At 40.0% G+C, this 18,270-nt stretch carries 16 protein-coding genes; 7 read left to right on the top strand and 9 right to left on the bottom strand.

Translation table 11 applies throughout. The features are described from left to right. Positions 1-226: 226 nt before the first annotated feature. The 4 genes from RH061_RS01215 to RH061_RS01200 form a co-directional block, all read right to left on the bottom strand. Entirely contained in the window at positions 227-868 is a 642-nt protein-coding gene (locus tag RH061_RS01215) for an L-fuculose-phosphate aldolase (RefSeq protein ID WP_311073372.1), read from the bottom strand. Between the two features lie 45 nt (positions 869-913). Then, entirely contained in the window at positions 914-2,134 is a 1,221-nt protein-coding gene (gene mtnK / locus RH061_RS01210) for an S-methyl-5-thioribose kinase (RefSeq protein ID WP_311073371.1), read from the bottom strand. A gap of 231 nt (positions 2,135-2,365) precedes the next feature. Beyond that, entirely contained in the window at positions 2,366-3,601 is a 1,236-nt protein-coding gene (locus RH061_RS01205) for an ATP-binding protein (protein WP_311073370.1), read from the bottom strand. A gap of 380 nt (positions 3,602-3,981) precedes the next feature. After that, positions 3,982-4,182 carry a cold-shock protein gene (locus RH061_RS01200; protein WP_023626356.1) on the bottom strand — a complete coding sequence of 67 codons (201 nt, stop codon included), beginning with the start codon at positions 4,180-4,182 and terminating at the stop codon, positions 3,982-3,984. A 720-nt stretch (positions 4,183-4,902) separates the two neighbouring features. Here RH061_RS01200 and RH061_RS01195 point away from each other — a divergent pair. From RH061_RS01195 to RH061_RS01185, 3 genes are all read left to right on the top strand, one after another. Beyond that, a complete protein-coding gene (locus RH061_RS01195; RefSeq protein WP_311073368.1) occupies positions 4,903-5,967 on the top strand; it encodes a M14 family zinc carboxypeptidase in 1,065 nt (354 codons plus the stop codon). 138 nt (positions 5,968-6,105) lie between these two features. Continuing rightward, positions 6,106-7,896, top strand: a complete 1,791-nt coding sequence (locus RH061_RS01190; protein WP_311073366.1) for a CocE/NonD family hydrolase — start codon at positions 6,106-6,108, stop codon at positions 7,894-7,896. Positions 7,897-8,002: 106 nt separating this feature from the next. Beyond that, positions 8,003-8,923: a nuclease-related domain-containing protein gene (locus tag RH061_RS01185; RefSeq protein WP_311073365.1), complete on the top strand. Its 921-nt coding sequence runs from the start codon at positions 8,003-8,005 to the stop codon at positions 8,921-8,923. A gap of 615 nt (positions 8,924-9,538) precedes the next feature. Here the strand turns inward: RH061_RS01185 and RH061_RS01180 are convergent. The 4 genes from RH061_RS01180 to RH061_RS01165 all read right to left on the bottom strand — a co-directional run bounded on the left by RH061_RS01180 (position 9,539) and on the right by RH061_RS01165 (position 13,029). Beyond that, positions 9,539-10,654, bottom strand: a complete 1,116-nt coding sequence (locus tag RH061_RS01180) for a DUF6602 domain-containing protein (protein ID WP_311073363.1) — start codon at positions 10,652-10,654, stop codon at positions 9,539-9,541. A 34-nt stretch (positions 10,655-10,688) separates the two neighbouring features. Continuing rightward, positions 10,689-11,216, bottom strand: a complete 528-nt coding sequence (locus RH061_RS01175) for a DUF2441 domain-containing protein (protein ID WP_311073362.1) — start codon at positions 11,214-11,216, stop codon at positions 10,689-10,691. Between the two features lie 33 nt (positions 11,217-11,249). Further along, complete coding sequence (locus RH061_RS01170) at positions 11,250-11,465, bottom strand: hypothetical protein (RefSeq protein WP_311073360.1); 216 nt, start codon at positions 11,463-11,465, stop codon at positions 11,250-11,252. A gap of 112 nt (positions 11,466-11,577) precedes the next feature. Continuing rightward, a complete protein-coding gene (locus RH061_RS01165; protein WP_311073359.1) occupies positions 11,578-13,029 on the bottom strand; it encodes a TnsD family Tn7-like transposition protein in 1,452 nt (483 codons plus the stop codon). Between the two features lie 255 nt (positions 13,030-13,284). Between RH061_RS01165 and RH061_RS01160 the strand changes: the two genes are divergently transcribed. Genes RH061_RS01160 through RH061_RS01145 form a run of 4 tightly spaced genes read left to right on the top strand, consistent with a single transcriptional unit; the run spans position 13,285 to position 16,241 of the window. After that, positions 13,285-13,815, top strand: coding sequence for a DUF6431 domain-containing protein (locus RH061_RS01160; RefSeq protein WP_311070903.1), 531 nt, complete (start codon positions 13,285-13,287; stop codon positions 13,813-13,815). A gap of 44 nt (positions 13,816-13,859) precedes the next feature. Then, the gene (locus RH061_RS01155) at positions 13,860-15,215 is read left to right on the top strand and encodes a DDE-type integrase/transposase/recombinase (RefSeq protein ID WP_311070902.1); all 1,356 of its coding nucleotides are present in this window, start codon (positions 13,860-13,862) and stop codon (positions 15,213-15,215) included. After that, a complete protein-coding gene (locus RH061_RS01150) occupies positions 15,208-16,008 on the top strand; it encodes an ExeA family protein (RefSeq protein WP_311070901.1) in 801 nt (266 codons plus the stop codon). The genes RH061_RS01155 and RH061_RS01150 overlap by 8 nt, the downstream gene beginning before the upstream one ends. Further along, complete coding sequence (locus RH061_RS01145; RefSeq protein ID WP_311070899.1) at positions 16,005-16,241, top strand: DUF5348 domain-containing protein; 237 nt, start codon at positions 16,005-16,007, stop codon at positions 16,239-16,241. The genes RH061_RS01150 and RH061_RS01145 overlap by 4 nt, the downstream gene beginning before the upstream one ends. A gap of 289 nt (positions 16,242-16,530) precedes the next feature. Here the strand turns inward: RH061_RS01145 and RH061_RS01140 are convergent, their stop codons facing one another. After that, entirely contained in the window at positions 16,531-18,270 is a 1,740-nt protein-coding gene (locus RH061_RS01140) for a TnsD family Tn7-like transposition protein (RefSeq protein ID WP_311073357.1), read from the bottom strand.

The following is an 18,270-nucleotide window of genomic DNA, read 5'->3' as shown; positions in this document are numbered from 1 at the left end:
CTAAGATGCAGCAGCACAGTAGTGAAAAATTCCTTCAGTTTGTCAAATGAAAAAGGTTCACTCTTCCTAGTCCTTGCTCTCATAGCCAGCCTGTCCCCCTCTAGTAAAACTATCCAGTAAGTCCACTTTTTTCTTTTAAATTATCATAGCATAATCTATTGATTTTGTGCCCCTCTATTTTCATCGCCGAGCCTGATAGCATAGAAAAAACCCTCTAAAAAGAGGGTCATCTCTGGCCGTATGTCTCGAATTTCTTTGACAGGCGGGACATTTCTTCATCAGAAAGCTCTATAGGCTCACCAATCGCTTTTGCCTGGTAATATACCTGGGCGCTGAACTCGATTTCCTCAGCGACCGTAAAAGCTGTTTCGATATTATGGGCGCCGGCGATCATGCCGTGGTTGGCCAACAACACGGCTCTTCTATCCACCATGCCTTCAAAAGCCTTTTCCGCCAGCTCCTTCGTTCCAAATGTTGCATATGGAGCGCACCTTACATTCGGTCCGGCAAACGCCACCAAATAAGTGATCGGCGGAATGTCCCATCCAAGGGTCGCAATCGTTTTTGCATATGGCGAGTGGGTGTGGACAAGCGCATTCAAATCTTCCCGGCGCTGATAAAAAATCAAATGCATGTCCAGCTCGCTCGAAGGCTTTTTGCTGCCATCGACGATTTCTCCATCCAAATTTATGATCACCACATCTTCAGGCTTCGTTTCAAAATAGTCAATCCCGCTCGGACTGATGGCAACCAGCTTCTTTTCCCGATTGAAAATGCTGATGTTTCCACCCGTCCCTTTCGTCAGGCCGTTTGAAATGATTTTCTTGCCGTATTCTACGACTTTCATCCGTTCTTCCAGAAGCAACATATGATGCGCCTCTCTTTCTCTAAAAATCAGATAGGGAACGTCCTATTATCGCATATTATGGCGTGAAGCTGCATCCTTTACTACAGTTAAAAATTGTTCGCCAGTTTTGTAGCTGGCTGATTCCAGAATGAATTGCTTTGCTGATGACAGGCAGATTCTTTCCGCTGCGACGCGCTGCGCCTCATCTGCGATTGTCGTCATATCCTTAACCTTCGCCAGGCCAGCAATACGGCGGATCATCTCCATGCCGGTCACCGAAGCTGTATCCTGAAGGACAGAATCCAGGTACCAGCGGTCGAAGCCCTGCTCCTTCGCCATGATATCAGTGACATTTTCCTGCCAGCTTGCCAGGAATTTTTTCGCAAAAAGGTCAACCGTATCTTTGATTGTATCCTCAAGCCAGGAAACATATTTTTCATCAGCATTTGTTACATAAGCCCTCGACCACGCAAAAATCAGGTTTGCCACTACGTTTCCAACGTCATAGCCCATCGGACCGTAAAACGCGAATTCAGGGTCGATTACTTTTGTAGAATCTTCTTTTACAAAAACAGATCCTGAATGCAAATCACCATGGACAAGCGCCTGGGCATTAGTCATGAATGCGAATTTCAGCTTCGCAGCTTCAAAGCGCAATTTATCATCGCCGTATATATTCTCCTCTATCCATTCCTTATTGGCCGGGAACAGATCATTCCGGTTGTTATGGTCTGTAAAAGGTTCAGAGTATACAAGGTCCTCGGAAATTTCACACAATTCAGGGTTGATATAATCCTGGACCAAAGCCTTCTTCGCTTTATGCTCCATGACCACATCAGAAGTCAGCAAAAGCGTATTGACCATGAAAGTCGTCAGGTCATCCGCAAGCTTTGGAAAAATCCGGCCTTCATTAAGCGCAGTTCGTAGAATTGTATGATCTGAGAGATCCTCCATCACACAGCAGTTCATTACCTCATCAAACAGGTATACATCAGGGACCAAACCGGGTGCCAGCTCGCCCTCAAGCTTAAGCACATTGGACTCAATCCTGATCCGGTTAGTAGAAAGCTTGAACTCATCAGAAATCCTCGCTGTATCACCCGCCTGTTTCACAATCTGCGATTTGCCAGATTTCCCATCAATAACCCGGAAAACATAATTCAAATTGCCATCCCCAATTTCCGTACAGCTCAAATCAGCATTTCTATCAAAAAAATCGGTCTTTTCCTTCACATATGAAATGACCTCATCCGCCTTCATCAAAAAATAAGTATTAAAATCAGCCACAGTCCTACCCCTTCCCGTAAAACAATTATGAAAATCTTTTAAAAATTATTATAGCTTAATAATGTATTTCGACGCACTAAAAAAACTTCCAACATAGAAAAGCGGAGGCGACTGCCCACTTCACAGAGCCTAATATAAAGGAAAAAGGCTACTCGCCTTCTTTTCAATATAATTAGTATTCTGGATCCCCCCCTGGCCGATAGAGCTCTTATTTACTGATAAAATTCTAAGTTACTCGCATGGCAGCAGGATGGTAAAGGTGGTGCCTTTCCCTTCTTCGCTTTCAACATTGATTCTTCCTCTCATCCTCTGGACGATATCAAAGGAAATCATCATGCCAAGGCCTGTGCCTTTTTCCTTTGTAGAGTAGTAAGGATGTCCGAGCCTGTTGAGCTGCTCTTTATTCATACCCACGCCCTCATCCCGGAACTGGATCCTTACATGATCCCTCTCGATTTTAGCGATGATGTAGATGCTTCCGCCTGTGGGCATTGCTTCAATTCCATTTTTCAGGATATTGATAAAAACCTGCCTGATTTCATGGGCATCGCCTTTGATGCAAAGTTCCTTGTCAATCGCCTCCACCAATTCTGTATTGGCGAGATGCGAATAGGATCTCATGAAATCAATCGTTTGTTTTAAGAGTTCGCTTAAATTTATTTTTGCCATGCTGCCTGTATTCGGCTTTGCCAAAGATAAGAAGTTGTCAATGATTGTTTGGGTACGATCCAGTTCCTGAAGGGAAATCGAGATGAAGAGGTTCTGATTGTCATTCAGATTCCTTTCTCCCTGAAGGACTTGCATGAATCCTCTGATCGTGGTCATGGGGTTGCGGATCTCATGGGCAACCGATGCCGCGAGCTGGCTGATTGCTGAAAATTTCTCAGCCTTGTGAAGCTCATGCATCATTTTCAATTGCAGGTTAGTCATTTCAATAATATAAATAGTGACCGATAGCGCAATAAAAGAGACCAGTGAAAACACAAGCAAGTACAGATAGTCCCCCGCATCGCCGGAGTTGATCATAGCCGCAAGCCGGGTTACTGTAATCAGCCCATAGACAAAAAGGCCGAGAGCAATTTTTCTGTTAACAGTTGTCTCCTTATATACCTTTTCAATCGAAAAAAACAAGATTAATATGACGATATAATTGATGGACGTGACGGCCATTTTGTCAATTTCAACAAAACCCTGCAATAACAAAAGGACCGCTACAAGCAAAAAGCTGTCAGTCCTGCTTAAATAAAAGAAGGCAATGAAGACAGGGACCAGCTTCAAGTCGAATTCCATGCCGCCATGAAACCTTACAGGCAACGCCATGGTCATCAACAAGGTGGCTAAAATCGCCATTTTAAAAACTTGCTTTTTATACACCGAACGCTTTTGCATCCATAGAAAGTTATACATGAAACCGAGTGATAATATAATTGAAAAGTGCAGAATCAGATCTTTTACAAACTCTATCATTGTATCCCCCGGGAATCTCCATTTTATGAATTTATACCTATATGGTTATTATCTACTCCTCGAATGGATTCTTCAATGGAAAATTCAGATTTTTCGAGAAAAACTAGATGAATTTGTCTATTAATCCCTACTCATGTCGTATTTTCTGGGCCATCCGTATACTGAGGTTATGAAGGGAACCCGTCTGCCTGCAATCAACAAACTTTAAAAAACTTTTTTACAGTGGCTGTAAAACTTATGCTATAATAAAAACAACCATTGCTTTACCGCATTAAACCCCACTCTAATGAGCGGGGTTTTTTTATGTTAATTTTTATTTTTCAGGCATAAAAAAACAAGCTCTGATCACTCAGAGCTTGTTTGTATGGGCTAATCCGTTATTATAGTTTTGTAACGTTAGCTGCTTGTGGTCCACGAGCACCTTGCTCAACGTCGAAAGAAACTTCTTGGCCTTCTTCAAGAGTCTTGAAGCCTTCGCCTTGGATAGCTGAGAAGTGTACGAATACGTCTTCTCCACCTTCGCGCTCGATGAATCCGAAACCTTTTTCTGCGTTAAACCATTTTACTTTACCGTTTTCCATTTTTGTTGCCTCCTAGTGTGATATCCACACAATTTGTTACTATTCTTGTCTCAGTGATATCCAGGCGAATCAAGCAGTGCATGTTCTTTCCTTGCATACCGAACAAAAATAATTCTTCCTAAGAATAACAGAATTGAAAGGATAGTGCAAGCTTAAAGGAATTTTCCAAAAAAAGGCTTTATAAATAAAGTTTCTATAGACCATAATGGAATTTAACAATAGCGAGCCAGAAACGTGGTATAATGAAGAGAACATGAAAGGGCGTGGCTAATTGAAAAGCGCAAGCAACCTTTATAAAACAGGTCAAAGTGTCAATATTAAGGAAACCGGTGAAACAGTGACTATTATGAAATCCCAATACGTGAAAAACATGAAAAGATATTCATACACTGTAAAAGAGTATCCTAGTACTTTTTATTTTGAGGAAGAACTTACAAAGATCTAGAAGCTGGGCTTCCTGGCTTTTTTATTTTTTTCCGCTCCAGCCTCAAACTGTATAATCCCACCGCGTGCTTCGCATAGCACGCTTTTTTCATTTGCCCTTCTTGATTATTAACTACTTTTTTCCTACAAAACCCAATTTCCTGAAGATTAAACTCTATCCAAACTACTTATTTAGCATCTCGAAATTTGTCTGCAAAATAGGCATCTTACTCTATTAATTGTTTTTGAAATATTCCGTAAAATAGAATTGAATCTAGTTTAATAGGAGGAATGACAATGACTTTGAAAAAGAAGGTTCTATCTGTTTCTTTATCAAGCATGATGGCACTTGGGGCGGTGACTGCGGTAGCCTTGCCGGCAGGTGCAGTAGGAAATGGCCCGAGTACCGGCAATGGATCCATCCAGACATCGATTTTGCATACATATGAAAGTTTAGTAGATTACCTTAAGACTCAAGATGCCAAGCAGGAGGCAATGGAGCTGGAAGTGATCGGCCAGACTGTCAAAGGCCGTGATATTCACATGGCTAAGTATATTTCCAATCCCGATAATCCAACCATCCTGTTTTTAACGCAGCAGCACGGGAACGAGCAGCTGACAACAGAGGGCGCACTTGAATTCATCAAACACTTAGGCACTAGTAAAACAAGTGGAGTTCTCGATAATGTCAACATCCTTGTAATTCCAATGCTGAACGCTGACGGAGCGATGGGCGATGTCAACTTCTCACTTGAAGACTATCTTGCTGATGGCGACCGTCACCTGACTCGTTACAATGCGAACGAGGTTGACCTCAACCGTGAGCATGCTAAGAAAACGAGCGAGATGGAGCCAGAAGCACGAGCACTTCATGAAAATGTTTTTGCCAAATATGATATCGATTACATGATCGACCTTCATCACCAGGGCACCCTCAGTGAAACAGAAGGCGAGCTTGTTTCTGGATCGATTCTTTACCCTACAAATGAAAATGTAAAGCCAGAGGTGCTTGAGGGCTCAAAGAAGCTTGGTGCAGTCGTTTATAATGCACTTGAGGATACTGGCTGGGGCCATATTGGAAAATATGTCGGCGGCACGGGCGAAAACATTGGGCGAAACGGAGCGGCTGTCCGCTATGACATCTCGACGCTATTATTCGAAATGCGCGGCATGTCCGATCATTATTATGAGCCTTATGCACTCGGACAGAAGAGCAACGGTTACCTGATCAAGCAGACAATTACTACTTTGGATGCGGCCGTCAGAGCCATTGCCAATGACTCAATCGAAACAATGGACACCAGCTTCTGGGACACACTGCCTGAACAAAAAAACAGGCAGAGCGAGGAAGCTGACGAATAAGGTTTTTCTGCAGTGTGATTCCGTCGTGGATCACACTGTTTTATTTACGCTGATTCTAAGGACCCGACATATATCGTATATGAGTTCCTATCTATTTTTCTTATGATTGAATTGAAAACCCTTACAGGAGGCTTGCCCATGAGATTATTCCATTTTGCACTAACTTTTACCCTCATCTTCAGTCTATCCCCCGGGCTTGGTTCTTCCCAGGCTTCTGCCTCAAGTAACGAATGGGAAGAGACGATATACGATCGTCCGGAACAGCATTCAAGCTATACTACGAAAAAAGATGTTTTCATCACAATGAGGGATGGCGTTATTTTAGCGGCCGATGTGCATCTGCCTGATGGCAAGGGACCGTTCCCTGTCATCCTTACACAAACTCCTTATAACAAGAACGTACCAAGCACAGAGAACCTCAATGAGTATTTTATTAAGCGCGGCTATGCGCATGTTGCAGTCGATGTCCGCGGAACCGGTGCATCACAGGGAGCTTGGGATTCATTCGGCGAAGCAGAACAGCACGATGGCAAGGAACTTGTAGAATGGGCTGCAAGTCAGCCGTGGAGCAATGGAAAGGTTGGTTTGTATGGCTCCTCCTACCGTGCCATCAATCAGCTATTGACCGCAGCCCAGCAGCCTGAAGGACTGGAAGCGATTTTTCCGATCGTCCCAATGGGTGACATGTACCGCGACATTCTTATGTCCGGCGGAATGGTGAACACAGGATTCATTCCGCTCTGGCTTGGCCTTGTGACTGGCAGCGGATTGCTCCCGCCTTCCTACACACTTTCAGACCCCATCATGGGCACGACGGTTTTGTTAAACCATACAGGACAATTGCTCGGCTTTCCAGTCAGCACCCTGAGCTCTGCGATTACAGGCGGCGACTTCGCATATGATGGACCAGCCGCACAGCTGCGCTCCCCACTCGCTGTTGCCGACCAGATTGAAGTTCCCACATTTTTCACCGGCGGGCTTCACGACCTGTTCCAGCGCGGCACCCCGCTCCTTTATGAAAAATTAAAAGCAAACGGCGTACAGACAAAGCTGCTTATGGGAAACTGGACGCACGGAAATTATGGCAGCGGCCTGCCTGATGACAATGTCCCTGCCCTTGACCAGCTTGCATTACGATGGTTCGACCAGTATTTGATGGGAATCAAAACGAACATCAGTAAAATTCCTGATGTCACCCAGTTTGTATTGGGAGAGGACCGTTTCAAGGTTCAGCCAGGCTGGCCTCATAAGAATGTGAAGGCCGAGAAGTTTTACCTGCGCAGCGGCAAGCAGTTGACGAAGGAGACCCCTTCCTCTTTAGAGCCGTCGCGCACCATGCTCCAGCAGCCGCTGAACGGCATTTGTTCAGGCAGCACGAACCAGTGGATGGCCGGAATTCCGGATGCCCTCCCATGTACGAAGGATAATCGCCTAACTGAACTGGGTGAGCTCACCTATACGACTGCACCTGTTAATTCAGACTTGCGTGTTTCCGGGCCGATTGCCGCTAAAATTTTCGCTAAAACGACCGCTCGTGAACTGGTTCTGTCTGTACGTGTTACGGATGTCGCGCCAGACGGAACTTCCCGCGAAATAACTGCAGGCTGGCTGGCCGCCTCACACCGGGCAGTCGACGAAAGCAAGAGCCGCTTCCTGGATGGTGAGATGATCCAGCCATGGCACCCTTTTACAAGGGCTGCGGTCCAGGAAGTCAAACCATTTGAAGTCATGGAGCTCGACGTCGAGATTTTCCCTAGTAACTTCGTCATTAAAGAAGGCCACAGACTCCGTGTCGCCATCGGGCCAAGCGACTTCCCGCATTCGATGTCGCCGGCACCACAGCTTTTGAACCAACTCGGAGGTATCGCTACAATTTTAAATAATTCGAAATACCCGTCATCGATTGTATTGCCGTTGGTGGAGAATTAGTACAGAATCTAGCCTGCCGAGTTGTCGGCAGGCTATTTTGCCTTAAAATGTTCACTGGATATTTGGCTTTTTTATCATCAGAATATAAGTTGAAAGGATGTGGACTATGATACTAAAACAACGCAGCGAACCAGACGAATTAAAAATTATGAACCTCCTGGAACCACGAATGATTTTTACGGAAAAGGAAAAACAAAGACACTATAGCCTGAGGAAAGGCTACAAAGGCGAAGTCCAATACGACATTTGGATGAAAAGCCTTGAGATCCAAAACCTGACGTTGAACGACCTTCTCCTAGAGTCAAGCAGCACCACGTTTCAGATTGATTCCAGTGTCATTACGCAGAATAAACTTTTTCTATTCGAAGTTAAAGATTACGAAGGTGATTACTACTATGAAAACGAACGGCTCAAATTAATCCATGGCGAAGAAATCAAAGACCCCCTGCTCCAACTAAAGCGTAGCACCTCTCTGTTTCGCCAACTACTTTCCAGCCTGGGCTTTCACCTTGAGATTGAATCCTATGTCATATTCATCAACCCCGAGTTCACCCTGTACCAGGCCGCCCCCAAGAATGCACCTATCATCTTACCCAGCCAACTCAACCGCTTTATGAAAAAATTGAATAAAAGACAATCCACACTGAATAATCTCCATCAGAAGATTGCCGACAAGCTGCTTGTGTTGCATACAGTGGATAACCCCTATAAACGAGTGCCAAAGTATAAGTATGAACAGTTGAAGAAAGGGATTGTGTGTGGAGAGTGTCATTCGTTTGTGGATCGGATTGTGAAAAGGGAATTTGTGTGCAGCTATTGTGGCACACGAGAAAAGATCGAGACAAATGTACTGCGGAATATTGAAGAAATTAATTTACTATTTCCTGATAAGAAGATCACCACAACTTTGATTTATGAATGGAGCAATGGTACATTATCCAGAAAGGTTATAAGGCATATTTTGACTGATAATTTAAAAGTAATCGGTACAAAAAGACATCAGTATTTCGATTATAGTAATAAGTAATTTTTAGAATTTTTCTATATGACCTTTTGAGGACTCCTGCCTCGTTTTGGGCTTATAAAATTTTTCTATGTGACCTTTTGAGAACTCCTACCTCGTTTTGGGCTTATAGAACTTTTCTATATGACCTTTTGAGGACTCCTACCTCGTTTTGGGCTTATAGAACTTTTCTATGCGACCTTTTGGAGACTCTCAACTCGTTTTGGGCTTATAGAATTTTTCTATGTGACCTTTTGAGGACTCCTACCTCGTTTTGGGCTTATAGAATTTTTCTATGTGACCTTTTTGCAATTCTCATCCCTTATTGGGCTTATAGAACATTTTACTCATCTTGGAATGATACTAAATAAAAACCCAGCCAGCAAATCAATGCTGACTGGTGTTTACAGACAACTTAATAGTGAAGAAAATCTTTCTTAAATCCTTAATATACCTAATTAAAAATAGTTCCAGGTGCAACTTAAAGCTGACTTAACTTTTTTGGATAGTCATAAATAGCGACAACTTAATATGACGTAAACAAATAAGTCAAAACACCAGATACTACATTATGCGATTACTTAATTCTTGTTTTTCTACCATGTCAATACACTTAAATAAAGATTAAATTTTGGGCTATTATTTATCAAGCTTATATTGGGCAAACATATCTTTGCTCAATGAATTATAATAGTCTAAATCCTGTTTATTTAGCTCTTCTCCAATACTCAATTTATCAAATATAATGATTGCTCGCTCAATATCAGATATGTTGTAATCTTTCCCATAAAATTTTATATTATCAGGCCTCGAACCATATGCACTTTCAGTAAGTGAAATAATCTCCTTAAAATGTTTACTAAAATATAACATTATTTCTTCTGAGCGAGCTTTACCACTTTGTATTTTTTCAAGTAAATCAGATCCCTTCATTATTGAATAGGCAGTATCTATTTCAATTCTTCCTTGGTTAAATCGATAATAGCCATCTAACGGAAGATGCTTTTTAGGTATAATATAGTCAATATTTAATAACTCCCCTGCATTTGCATACTTCAATAAATCCGGTACAGAGACTATTGATTGATTTAAATACTGCATTAGTAAGAGATAAAATAACATTAAGTTGTTTTCTGCTGTATTTTTAATTATTCCAGGAGTGGAATCTTCATTTGGCAATAGTATAATGTCGTTTAAGCCTTTTTTGGATATATTAACAATAACTCCTTTATCTAAAACACATATTGCACTAATTTGTTTATGCTTATCTACTTGATTATTTGCTTCAACAAGATTATCTAATAAAGTTTCCAATGTTGTAGATGATGTAAAAGCAAATACAAACCCAGCTGTTGGAGAATTTATTGAACCTAAACTATTCTTAATTAAGGATCTTACACTGGTAATATTATTAACACATTTACTAATTTCAGTTTTATTTAATGTGGATTTTACCTCAATTACAGAATATACACTTTCTATTGGAACAATTCTTGTAGACTCCATATTTAATAAAACGGGGCTATTAAATGAATCATAAATAATAATATCCTGTTGTCTGCTTTGTTCTCCAGTTCCATCAATTATTATTCCATTATTCATCTGATATTTATTGGGAATATACTTTCTTAGATAACGGAGTAAAATTTCTTCTCTACTACTTCCTCTTTCTCCCATATGATTAATATTTCCTGTTAATTCTTGAAAGTCAATTTGCATTTTCTTGGCTGCAGCATGAATAGACTGCTTAATCATTAGTACTCCCCCTAGAACTTATTTGGCGGTTTATTCAAATTCTTGCTAATACGTGTACTGGTCCCACTAGTAAGTTTTCCCATAATGGTTCTATACCGAACCTTTTGTTTATATCTTCGTTGGTCTCTCCTGACCAATAATTATATGCTAAACAGGACATACTCAGCGGTGAGGGATTGTAACTGATTAAATTCATGTCAGCCCGAAAGAACTTATCACATTCAACAAGAAAAACAGGGATTGATTCTTCTATTTCTCTTTCAATTTTAAATTTCTCAAGGTCTTCTAAGGTTTCGAATGCAAAGACAGATTGAAATCTCGACGGTCGTTGATTAAATCCTGCTCTTCTTACATATTCATAAAACCACTCAGAATGAGAATCTTGTGGAATAACTTTATTAAGATAAAAATCACCATGCATGCTAACTCCCTCGGGAAAGAGAATATGTGCATGCTCCTTAATATCATGATAATCTGTAGTAATTTCTATTGGCTTTAGGTTTAGAGTTTGTCCTTCAGCCAACATACCTCTTCTATCTAAATGAAAAAACTGTTTCATCATTCTCCATCCTCCTTTTAAAGTACACGTAAACTCTTATAAAAAACTCGAATTGGATAATGGCCCAACAGTAAACAAACCTATCATTCCTAAGAAGGCACCAATTGCATAAGCCTCCTTTTTCTTAAAGAGAATCCTTGTTACTATTCCAGGAAGTATGATCCAAATGAAAACAGGAACAATTATCAAATTAATAATAGGTATGAAAGCTTCTAAAAAGGCATTTAAAATTTCCTCACTTGAACCTAACACTAATATCACCTCCCTAGTTTAATACGAAATGAAGAAGGTAATGTTTCACAATATGAAAATTTTCCCACACTAAATCCCAAAGAATATTATCACTAGGTAAGCTTAAAAGTACTTAAGTTACCTTTGTTAACGCTTTTTGGGTTTGGCTATAAAATTGTCTGTGTTTTTCAATATAATTAAATGTTTTCTTTAAATACGGAAGTTCGTCATGTAAATCAAGTATTTCAATCTCTCGATTTATCCAGAGGAAAACATCCGTACTTCCCCAAAGAATACCTTTTTTAACAATATCTTTAAGGTAGAGTAACACTTTTCTATCTCTTTTAATTAAGACTTTAGAAGTGTAATTATCACATGGGGTAACCTTATTTAATTTACAAATTTGTTGATTCAGCCATTCTAAATCATAGCAATATAAAAAGGAATATAGGCTGAAGTATAAGTGCTTTAACTCAATTGGAGATAACCCTAGATTTAAATTTACTATTTCTAACCACTCCATCCTCCTCTCTTTTTTTATTTCGTCGGACACAGGTGTAATTTTCTTGTTCAACAAATACCTTTCTAGGTTAAGACTGCTAAAGAAATTAAGCTTATTAGCTACAAGCTCTAAATTGCTATCATTGTTATAGTTGTATCTGCTCAGAATCACTGTTAAAGCTTTAGATTCCAATATCCTGGTTTCTAATCTTCTCCATTTAATTGTTTCAAAAAAGGTACAATATAGAAAGTTGCATTTTTTACATTCATAATAAGTCTGAATTTTCCCATTAATAATACGTGAATTTCTATTAAAGGTAAATGATTGGGTTTCATTACAATGGGGGTTGGTACATTCGAAGGGTGACTCGTTAGATGATGGAAATCTGTACTGATATGCAATAAACCTTTCTAGTGAACCTGAAAGGAATAGTATTAATGAAAGAGTCTCTATTGGATTTAACTCCATATGAAATAATAGGGGGTTAATTTGCATTTTCTTAATTATAAACAAATTGAATCCAACCAACTTTAAAAATTCAATGCCATAATGATTAATAATTGCCTTTTCCAATTTTAAAATATTTATTTCCCCAGCAGTTGTTACATACCCTTTATTTATTAAGAGGAAGTACAGTTTAAAGTTTATGTTATATTTCAAATTCCAATCTGATTCATTAAGAAACAAGCTCGCATCAGTTAGATTCTTCAAATGGAATATAGTTTTCTTTTGTAATCTAGGATTACTTTCTTCTTGGAAATTACCTTTTAATTTATTAACTTGGAGATCCGATTCACTTATACTTATTGAACTTTCATTTAGAAGTGTTTGGTGTTGTGGACACATAAAGACCGTAGGTATCTGATGGCTTAAATGCCAATAATCTTCTCCAAATTTAGATGTATTTTCTATCAAACACTCCGGACAATACCTTAGCCTTTTTACAGGGTGTTTTGACCAAATCTTCTCATTAAGATTTCGATTTACTTTAGCTCTATTTCCCTCCAATAAATTATTTAATTCAACTTTCTCCTCATCTAAAATGAAATTAGAATAGAAAAAGTATAAAGTGTGAGCTCTCAAAAAGTCTTCATAAATTGGCGGATTGTATGTATTTATATCCTTTAAGTGTTTTTGACGCCATTAATTATCCGAAAGTTGACGGTATTGCCTGTCCAGAATTAGTCGATTATAATGTCCGTATATAATTCGAAACATTTCGACATTTATTCTGGAGAAAGGAAAAGACGTCCCCCATAAATGTATAACTGCGCCAACAGTTATACAGGAGACGTCCCACCAAAAAGTATATGGTTATTGTATCAGATTATCAGCTGATTGAAAACACTCATACTGGAGTTTTTAGTTAGGGGTGCGGGGAGGATTCCTTCCCCATGCTGTGGTAAAGACATGTTGGTTAGAGGTACAAAGAATCGAAAAGCCAAGGATCATACAGGTCAGAGTAAAACATATAACATCCGAAGATTGCAGTGCACCAATTGTCAGACCATCCATCATGAACTTCCAGATTTATTGATTCCTTATAAACGCTATGAGGCTGAATGTATCGAAGACGTTCTTACGAACCCGTCCGCCCATATTGTTGCTGCCGATGATTCCACTCTTTCGAGATGGCACGGCTGGTTTCATCAATTTGTGGATTATTGGATTGGCTGTTTGAATTCCATCATGATCAGGACCAACCAGGGAAATATCCCCCAGGATGTCACGTCCAAATGTTCAGGGACCGCACTTCAAAGGATAGGACGCTTGGCAGGAGATGCCAATGGATGGCTGACAAGAATTGTCCGGCCCATCGTAAATATTAATTTATGGATACATACCCGTTCCGCATTCATTGTCCAATAGCACCTGATTTACACTCGTGATAGACACAGAGAGGAGAGTGTATCATGAGTGATCATAAGAAATCAGAAGAATTGGCAGTGCATCGTTTTCAGCTAATATCCCCTTTATTAGCAGAGGGGCTTGACGCTGGGAAAGTAAAGGAATTAAGAGACCAGATAGCGAAGGCCAGCGGTCTTTCAGAAAGAACCATCAGGCGATATTTGGCTCAATTTCAGGAAGATGGGTTTGGGGGACTAAAGCCACAAGGAAGAAAAGGTGCTCGAAAGTCTGAGGCTATCCCTCCTCATTTATTGGAACAGGCAATCCTTCTGCGTAAGGAAGTGCCGAGCCGGAGCGTGGCTCAAATCATACAGATACTCGAATGGGAAGGGTTGGCTGAACCAGGGCAGATCAAAAGATCAACGCTCCAGGAAAAGCTCGCTGAAAAAGGTTACAGCACCCGGCATATGCGACTCTATTCCCAGACAGGAGTAGCTGCCAGAAGATTTCAGAAGCGACATCGCAACCAACTCTGGCAGTCAGATATCAAGTATGGTCCCTACTTGCCGATTGGTCCGAATGGAATAAAGAAACAAGTGTATCTTGTCGCCTTTATCGATGACGCCACCAGGTTTGTGCTTCACGCAGCTTTCTATCCTACCTTGGATTCAAGGATCATCGAGGATGCCTTCCGCCAGGCTATCCAGAAGTATGGTGTTCCAGAGGCTGTTTATTTTGATAATGGAAAGCAATATCGAACCAAATGGATGTCGCGTACCTGCTCAAAAATAGGCACCCGCCTTACTTACACACGGCCGTACTCAGCTGAATCAAAAGGGAAAATTGAACGCTTCAATAGAATCATAGATTCATTCATTAGTGAGGCTGTCATCGAAAAGCCCAATACACTTGATCGTCTGAATGAGCTTTTCCAAGTGTGGCTCACAGAGTGTTATCAGAATAAGCCTCATTCTGCACTTGGGGAGAAAATCAGCCCGGAAACGGCATTTCGTTCAGATAAAAAAGCGATTAGGTTCATCGATCCTGATACCTTGAGTAATGCATTCCTCCATTGTGAAACAAGGAAAGTCGATAAATCAGGATGCATAAGTTTCATGGATCAAAAATATGAGGTCGGCCTGGCTTTCATTGGACGACAGGTTGAGGTGGTTTATGATCCTGCGAATATCGAGGAGCTTACCATTGAGTTCGAGGATCATACTCCTTGGAAAGCCAAGAAACTTGTCATTGGGGAAAGAGCTGGGAAGCGTCCTGCATTACCTGAGCACCTGCAGGTGCAGGGTGTAGAATCTTCAAGACTATTAAAGGCAGCTGAACGAAAGAACCAGGAACGCCTAACCGAACAGAAACCTGCCGTGACCTTCCGTGCCGTTTGGAAGGAGGAAGATTCCCGTGTTTGAAGCATTCTATGAAATGGACAACACTCCTTTCGCCAGAGATCTTCCGACTGATCAATTGTATGATTCCTCCATGGTGCAAGAAATCCTTGGTAGGCTGAAGTACACAGCTGAAAGACAGCTTTTTGCCGTTCTGAGTGGGGATAGTGGTACTGGAAAGACCACAACCATCCGTAAGTTTGTGGACAAATTGGATAAAGGGAAATTCCATATCCTTTACCTGTCCGACTCTAAGTTAACGCCTCGTCATTTTTACAAAGGTCTTTTGGAACAGTTAGGCTCTGAAGCGAAGTTTTATCGAGGAGATGCAAAACGGCAGCTTCATCGTGAGATTGAATTAATGAAAGGCATACGAGGGCTACAACCTGTAGTGGTAGTGGATGAAGCTCATCTTCTGGACCGGGAAATGCTTGAAGAGGTTCGTTTCCTACTGAACTTCAAAATGGATTCGCAAAGCCCGATGGCGCTTATCCTGGTCGGTCAAAGTGAATTATGGGATCGGCTTCGACTCCAATCATACGCAGCCATACGCCAAAGAATCGATATCCAGTTTCAGCTAGGACATCTCGACCGTGCCCAGGTTGAAGAATATGTTTCTAGGCACCTTCGATATGCCGGTGTTGATCAACCAATATTCTCTGATGGAGCACTTGACGAGATTCATCGCTTCTCTGGTGGTGCCGCAAGGCTCATTAATAAGCTCTGTACACATAGTCTTCTCTATGGTTCACAAAATGGCCGAAGGATCATTGATGATCATATGATCAAGCAAGTCATCCAGGGGGAACTTTCATGAAAACCCGCTGGAAAGAGATGAATTATAATGAAGAATTGGATTGTTGGGTTGTGTTTTGGGGAGAGAACTCCGGCTATAAGATGCGATGTGGTGAATGGTTTGATTTACATCTAGGAAATGGTCGGACCCTTTCCTGCCGCCTGGAGCTGGGCAGAGATTGGTATATTCTTACCGGCCGAAATGACGTTAGATTCTATCTTAAGAAAAATGAGACCTATCAAGTTGATTTGTAAAAACTTTTGGGAAGCATGTGAACTGCTTCCCTTTCAATTTTGGACAGTAGTTCCGTCAGTTTTAGGACAATTAACATCGTCAAGTTCTGGACATTGTAGAACGTCATTAACACTTTAAGAATTTTTTTAAATTGTATGGAATTAAGGGGGTTGCTTTTAATATACCTAGTTCCATTAAAGTTTTTTTCGAGCTAATATTTAAACTATAATTATGGTATCTTGATACTATACTAAATAGCAATTCATCTTTATAAATCTTTGGTAATTGGGCAAACACATTATCACCACTTTAAATTTTTTCTTTTTTCCACGCTTCCAACCTTTCACGATATTCAATAGGGGACTCAACAAGAGATTCAATAAACAACTTAGACAAGGGAAGTTTAATTAAATGTTTTTCAATTAGACTAAGCTTATCGATCGCCAGTGCTAAATACCTTTTAGTAATTCTTTTCGGTCTGCTCTTATGATTAATTGTTAATAAAAACTTCTTAAGAAGTAATAAAGTATCCAAGTCTCTACTACCCCAATCTACTCTTGCATTTTTCGGGCTTTGATTTATAAATTTCTTTGGAGAGTTACAATTAAGCCACTCCTTATCATTCCTATAAAGCCACGCATATTCTTTTGGATTTGATTTTCGTATTTGGGTTTTAGTCCATGTAGGATTTTCACCCATTGTTTTAATCCAAACTGATCGATATAATTCCTTTGAGATCTCATTTACTCCTTGCTCACTACTTTGTTTCTTAGGTGTTTTGTAATATTTTATGACCGTGCCAACATCTACCTCTAGAATTTTTGCTATCTTTCGAAAGCTATATTTTTTGTTATCCACATAATCAATTAGTTTATCTTGCCAGACTTCCCCATAACAACGAACATACCTATAATTGTACTTATCTTCCGCTTTTTTATCTGGTCCTAGCCTTGTATATTGAAAGCCACATTTACAGGTAAAAGTACCAATTGGATAGCCAGTATCTGTACACCTTTTTATACTCAGTTGAGAGACGACTAATTCTTTATGGTGAACTGCAGCAGGATTAAGACAAGGATAAGGACCATTTCCAAATGGACTATTATCATCAGGTGTAGACAGGTCTGTAACTGTTTTTCCTAAAAACATTAAAAAAAGGATATGTCTCAAAGGATGAAAAGATTTTTTGTGTTTTCGTGCAATACTTTTCAGCCAACAAGTATTCTCTTCGGAAGTTGGAATTGATTGAAGTGCACTTAAGATTTTCAATCCATAAAAGGAAACAAAGGCGGAGTATAAGTGGCTCTGTTTAACATTTCCACCAGAAGTTAAGTATCCCTTTTCTCTCAGGAACTCCTTATATTTTTTTGTAAGCTGACTATCATTATATTTCTCCCTATTCAAAAGTAGTTGCTTACTGTAAATTGCTACTTTTATTAGTAAAGTTAACTCATCTTTTGTAAAATCTTCATTCATAATACACATACTTTTCTCTGAAGGTTTACAATTATGTACATTAGGAGTATGTAACTCCGCATTTCTATATCTATATTTTACAGAACTATAATGTAATACTGAGTGATGCATTTGGCAAATCAGCACTCCTGGAAGCTGGTGAGAAACCCTCCAAAAAGATTCACCATAAGTCTTTTGATCATGTTCAAAGCATAAGGGACAATACTTGAAAAATCTTGTTTCTTTTACTGTACTTGCTACTAATCCTGTTAACATTTGAACATTTTTCCTCTTTGGGTTTCTAATTTCATTAAAAACTTTTTCAAACTGCTCTTCACCAATAAATGTTGTAAAATAATTTAATGGAGTATGTTTACATATAAACTCGTCTAAATTTATGTTACTAAACAAAGAAAACTGATTAAATAGAACACCTAAGTTAGAAGGAAAGTCAGGTGTGAGAACTGCCCTAGAGTCATTAAATAATTCATGTAGAGCTTCTCTTATACTAAGGTGTGGGCTCTGAATGAAATACCTTGCAAAAATACTATAAAGCGATTCGTCTTCATGAATCCTAGGAAACCAGCGAAGCAA

This window comes from Mesobacillus jeotgali (assembly GCF_031759225.1).
GTDB classification, from domain to species: Bacteria; Bacillota; Bacilli; order Bacillales; family Cytobacillaceae; genus Mesobacillus; species Mesobacillus jeotgali_B.
Note: the sequence above shows the minus strand (reverse complement) of the source record. Positions and strands in the feature narration are given on the sequence as shown.

Coding starts and splice junctions, on each gene's coding strand:
- RH061_RS01155 (WP_311070902.1), top strand. CDS start 13,860: ATGAGTGATCATAAGAAATCAGAAGAATTGGCAGTGCATCGTTTTCAG.
- RH061_RS01185 (WP_311073365.1), top strand. CDS start 8,003: ATGATACTAAAACAACGCAGCGAACCAGACGAATTAAAAATTATGAAC.
- RH061_RS01215 (WP_311073372.1), bottom strand. CDS start 868: ATGTTGCTTCTGGAAGAACGGATGAAAGTCGTAGAATACGGCAAGAAA.
- RH061_RS01175 (WP_311073362.1), bottom strand. CDS start 11,216: ATGATGAAACAGTTTTTTCATTTAGATAGAAGAGGTATGTTGGCTGAA.
- RH061_RS01195 (WP_311073368.1), top strand. CDS start 4,903: ATGACTTTGAAAAAGAAGGTTCTATCTGTTTCTTTATCAAGCATGATG.
- RH061_RS01180 (WP_311073363.1), bottom strand. CDS start 10,654: ATGATTAAGCAGTCTATTCATGCTGCAGCCAAGAAAATGCAAATTGAC.
- RH061_RS01190 (WP_311073366.1), top strand. CDS start 6,106: ATGAGATTATTCCATTTTGCACTAACTTTTACCCTCATCTTCAGTCTA.
- RH061_RS01205 (WP_311073370.1), bottom strand. CDS start 3,601: ATGATAGAGTTTGTAAAAGATCTGATTCTGCACTTTTCAATTATATTA.
- RH061_RS01145 (WP_311070899.1), top strand. CDS start 16,005: ATGAAAACCCGCTGGAAAGAGATGAATTATAATGAAGAATTGGATTGT.
- RH061_RS01200 (WP_023626356.1), bottom strand. CDS start 4,182: ATGGAAAACGGTAAAGTAAAATGGTTTAACGCAGAAAAAGGTTTCGGA.